Annotated in this window: 6 protein-coding genes and 1 pseudogene; 5 read left to right on the forward strand and 2 right to left on the reverse strand. The window is 69.3% G+C overall.

Going from position 1 to position 4,407, the window contains the following annotated elements; all coding sequences use genetic code 11:
* Positions 1-144 (reverse strand): cytochrome c biogenesis protein CcdA (locus NHG85_RS05660; protein WP_253330621.1); only part of this gene is annotated, 144 nt, incomplete at its 3' end.
* Positions 145-238: 94 nt separating this feature from the next.
* On the opposite strand from NHG85_RS05660, the gene NHG85_RS05665 reads away from it, so the two are divergent.
* From NHG85_RS05665 to NHG85_RS05685, 5 genes and pseudogenes are all read left to right on the forward strand, one after another.
* A complete protein-coding gene (locus NHG85_RS05665; protein WP_253330613.1) occupies positions 239-610 on the forward strand; it encodes a thioredoxin domain-containing protein in 372 nt (123 codons plus the stop codon).
* 98 nt (positions 611-708) lie between these two features.
* A complete protein-coding gene (locus NHG85_RS05670; RefSeq protein WP_253330615.1) occupies positions 709-1,044 on the forward strand; it encodes an ArsR/SmtB family transcription factor in 336 nt (111 codons plus the stop codon).
* 38 nt (positions 1,045-1,082) lie between these two features.
* The gene (locus NHG85_RS05675) at positions 1,083-2,129 is read left to right on the forward strand and encodes a YeeE/YedE family protein (RefSeq protein WP_253330617.1); all 1,047 of its coding nucleotides are present in this window, start codon (positions 1,083-1,085) and stop codon (positions 2,127-2,129) included.
* 149 nt (positions 2,130-2,278) lie between these two features.
* Positions 2,279-3,100 (forward strand): annotated as a pseudogene (locus tag NHG85_RS05680) (MBL fold metallo-hydrolase).
* Positions 3,101-3,193: 93 nt separating this feature from the next.
* Positions 3,194-4,156, forward strand: a complete 963-nt coding sequence (locus NHG85_RS05685; protein WP_253330619.1) for a pirin family protein — start codon at positions 3,194-3,196, stop codon at positions 4,154-4,156.
* 26 nt (positions 4,157-4,182) lie between these two features.
* On the opposite strand, the gene NHG85_RS05690 is transcribed toward NHG85_RS05685, so the two are convergent.
* Positions 4,183-4,407: aminotransferase class I/II-fold pyridoxal phosphate-dependent enzyme (locus NHG85_RS05690; protein WP_370362977.1), on the reverse strand; the 225-nt coding region annotated here is incomplete at its 5' end.

Genomic DNA, 4,407 nt, shown 5'->3' on the forward strand with positions numbered 1-4,407 from the left:
CGGCGCCGCGCCGGTCGCCTCGGCCTGCCGCGCGCCGGTGCCCGCGAGATAGCCGAGGTAGAACGGCACCATCGGCAGGATGCAGGGCGACAGGAAGGACATGAGACCCGCCAGCAGCGCGCCGCCCAGCGTGACCTCGAACATGAACCCTCCGATTGCCAACATCACATTGCAATACTATCATGTGACAGAAGCCGCCGGTCAATCGCGACGGTCGGTTGCGACCATGAGGAGCGCCATGTCCCGTCTTGCCATCCTCGCACTCGGCCTTGCGCTGGCCCTGCCCGCCGCGCCGCTGCGCGCCGAGCTGGAGCTGGTCATGGCCGAGGAGGCGGGTTGCCCGTGGTGCGCGCGCTGGACCGCCGAGATCGGCCCGGTCTACCCCAAGACCGACGAGGGCCGCGCCGCGCCATTGCGGCGGATCGACATCCGCGACCTGCCCGGCGATCTCGACCTCGATCGCCGCGTCGTCTTCACCCCGACCTTCCTGCTCGTCGACGACGGCACGGAGATCGGGCGGATCGAGGGCTACCCGGGCGAGGATTTCTTCTGGGGGCTGCTGGGGCGGCTGATCGAAGAGGCGTCCGTGACCGCCGCACCGCAGGGCTGAAGGAAATGCCGTCAGCCAATTGCGATATTGCCCCCGGGGCCTTAGGTACTTCCTCCAAGCTCTGGCGGACCCGGTTCGCCGAACCGGAGTACGCGCGCATGGCCCTGCCGAAGATCACCGACGACATGAGCGAGGCGGACCTCGACCTCATGATGAACAACGCGCGCGACGCGTCGGATTTCCTCAAGGCGCTGGGTCACGAGGGGCGGTTGATGATCCTGTGCCATCTGGTCACGGGCGAGAAATCGGTGACCGAGCTCGAACAGCTCCTGTCGGCGCGGCAGGCCGCCGTGTCCCAGCAGCTCGCCCGGCTGCGGCTCGAAGGGCTGGTGACGCCGCGGCGCGAGGGCAAGGTGATCTACTACAGCTTGACCGACGACAGGCCGCGCCGGATCATGGAGCTGGTCTACGAGCTGTTCTGCCGCTCGGACTGACGGGCGCGCCGGGGAGGGCGCGCGGGGAGGATCACGATATGCTGGATTGGCTCGACGAGCCGACCATCGCGGCGCTCATCGGTTTGGGCAGCGGCGCGGTGCTGGGCGCGGCCGCGCGGCTGGGGCGCTTCTGCACGCTCGGCGCCATCGAGGACGCGCTTTATGGCGGCAGCGTCGTGCGGCTCAGGATGTGGGGCGTCGCCATCGGCGTCGCGGTGATCGCCGCCTTTGGCCTGATGGCGGCGGGGCTGTTCGACCCGGTGCAGAGCTTCTACCTCGCGCAGGGCTGGAGCCTGCCGGGCGCGATCCTCGGCGGGCTGGTCTTCGGCTATGGCATGGCGCTGGCGGGCAATTGCGGCTACGGCGCGCTGGCCCGGCTGGGCGGCGGCGACATGCGCTCCTTCGTGATCGTCCTCGTCATGGGGCTCGCGGCCTACGCGACCCTCTCCGGCCCGCTCTCGGGTCTCAGGGTCGCGCTTTTCGCACCGGGCGGCGGGCCGACGCCGGGCATCGGCCATTGGATCGCGCAGGCGACGGGGCTGCCATTGCCGCTGTGCGGCATGATCGTCGGCCTGGCCATCCTCGCCGTGGCACTGCGCGGCGGCGCTGGCATGGGATGGGGGGGCGTGATCTGCGGCGCTTCCGTCGGGCTGGCCGTCGCCATGGGCTGGGCGGGCACGGCTTGGCTGCTGCGGGAGGGCTTCGACGCGCTGCCCGTCGTGTCGCACAGCTTCTCCGCCCCCTTGGGCGAAACCATGCTCTACGCCATGACCTCGAGCGGCGCGGCGCTGAGCTTCGGCGTCGGGTCGGTCGTGGGCGTGCTGGCGGGCGCCTTCGCGGGCAGCCTGTGGAAGGGGCATTTCCGCTGGGAGGCCTGCGAGGACCCACGCGAGCTCAAACGCCAGATCCTCGGCGCGGGGCTGATGGGCTGGGGCGCGGTGACGGCGGCGGGCTGCAGCATCGGCCAGGGCATCACCGCATTCTCGGTTCTCGCCGTCAGCGCGCCGGTGACGCTGGCCGCCATAGCCCTCGGCGCGGCAATCGGGTTGCGCCAGCTGATCGACGGCTTCGTCATGGCGGAGTGACCCCCTCGACGCGGGTGCGATTCGCATGCAGTAATGCGAATGTGTCGTATTCGGGGGGAATGATGAGGATCACCAGACGCAAGCTCTTGAGCGGCGCGGCGGGGCTTGGCGCCAGCCTCGCCTTTGGCCGGGCATGGGCCGCGGCAGAGATGGATCTCGGCGATCTGCGGATCACGACGCTGAGCGACGGGCATCTGCAGCTGCCCGAAAGCTTCCTGATCGGCGATCTGCCGCAAGCCGAAGCCCGCGCGATCCTCGATGCTGCGGGCGTCGAGCCGGGGGGCTACGAGCCGCCGTGCAACGTGACACTGCTGCGGTCGGGCACGAATGTCGTGCTGTTCGACGCGGGCGCCGGCCCCGGTTTCATGCAAAGCACTGGGCGGCTGCCCGAGGCGCTCTCCGCGCTCGAGATCACGCCTGACGACATCACCCATGTCGTCTTCACCCATGGCCACCCGGACCACCTGTGAGGCGCGATCGACGATTTCGACGAGCCCTTGTTCCCGAACGCGCGGCATCTCATGGGGCGGAACGAGCGCGACTACTGGATCGACCCCGAAACGCCCGGGACGATCGGCGCCGAACGGCAGAGCTTCGCCGCCGGGGCCGCGCGCCGGATCGATCTTCTGCAGGGCATGCTGGAGACCTTCGAAGATGGCGACGCGCTGCTGCCCGGCGTCATCGCGCGGGCCAGCTTCGGCCACACGCCGGGGCACATGTCCTTCGAGATCGGCGGTGGCCGGGCGCTGGTTGCCGGGGATGCCATCGGCAACGCGCATCTGGCCTTCGCGCGCCCCGACTGGCCCATGCCCGCCGATCAGGACCCGGAGCAGGCGGCCCGGACCCGTCTGGCCCTGATGCAGGAGCTGGCCGAGCGCGGGATGCCCCTGATCGGCTTTCACCTGCCCGGGGGTGGCATGGGCCGGGTGGAGCAGCAGGGCGAGGGCTATGCCTTCGTGCCCGTGCCGTAGCGGTCGAAGGCCCGGCGCAAGGCAATGCCTTACCAGCCGGGGGCGGAGCGCCATGTCAGGGACAGCCGAACGGCAAGCCAAGGAGTGCCCGTCATGAGCTGGAGCCCATGCCCCGACCCGGTCCTCGGCGACAGGGAGACGGTGAACGCGGTCGAAACCCTGATCGTGCCGCGCGCCGTGGACCTTGGCGATATGGAGGTTCGCCGCGCCCTGCCGTCGATCAAGCGCCAGATGGTCGGGCCGTTCATTTTCTTCGACCAGATGGGGCCGGCTGAATTCCTGACGGATCACGGCATCGACGTGCGCCCCCATCCGCACATCAACCTCGCGACGCTGACCTACCTGTTCGAGGGCGAGATCCTGCACCGCGACTCGCTTGGCACCGAACAGACCATTCGCCCGGGCGCGGTCAACTGGATGAAGGCGGGGCAGGGCATCGTCCATTCGGAGCGCACATCGGAGAAGAAGAAACAGACCGGTCAGCGTCTTTTCGGCCTGCAGACCTGGATGGCCCTGCCCGAGGCGCAGGAGGAATCCGCGCCGGAATTCATTCATCATGGATCGGACGATCTGCCGCTGTTCGAGGCCGAGGGGATCAAGGCGCGCATCATCGCCGGGCAGGCCTTTGGCAAGACCTCCGCCCTCAAGACGTCCTCCGAGACGCTCTATGGCGACATCGAGCTTCAGGCGGGCAGGCAGATGCCGATCGACGCCGATTACGAGGAGCGCGCCCTCTACACGATCTCTGGCGAAATCGAGATCGCGGGGGACCGCTTCGCCCCCGGCCAGCTTCTGATCCTGCGCCCCGGCGATGCGATCACCGTATGCGCCAATCCGACGGCGCGCTTCATGCTCTTCGGCGGCGCGCCGATGGGCGGGCCCCGCTACATCTGGTGGAACTTTGTCTCGTCGCGTCCCGAGCGGATCGAGGCCGCCAAGGAGGAATGGGCCAGGGGCCGGTTCGACACCGTGCCGGGCGACGAGGAGGATTTCATCCCCCTGCCGCAAGACAGGACCAAGCCGCGGCGCGCCATGGGCGGTGTGTTCTATCCCTGAACCGGCCCTGAACCGCTCCCCGAGCCTCAGGCAGCCGAAGCGTGGCGCGCGGGCACTGCGACCTGTTTGAGCGCCCGGGCCAATGGCCCGACCTGCGCAGCCGTCAGCCCCGCCACGTTGATGCGGCCGGTCTCGGTGCCGTAGATCGCGTGATCCTCGCGCAGGCGTCGCATCTCCTCCGGCCCGAACGGCAGCAGCGAGAACATGCCCTTCTGCCGCTCCAGCGCGGCAAAGCCCGGCCCCGCGCCTTC

The sequence above is a fragment of the Limimaricola litoreus genome (assembly GCF_024159025.1).
Classification (GTDB): domain Bacteria; phylum Pseudomonadota; class Alphaproteobacteria; order Rhodobacterales; family Rhodobacteraceae; genus Limimaricola; species Limimaricola litoreus.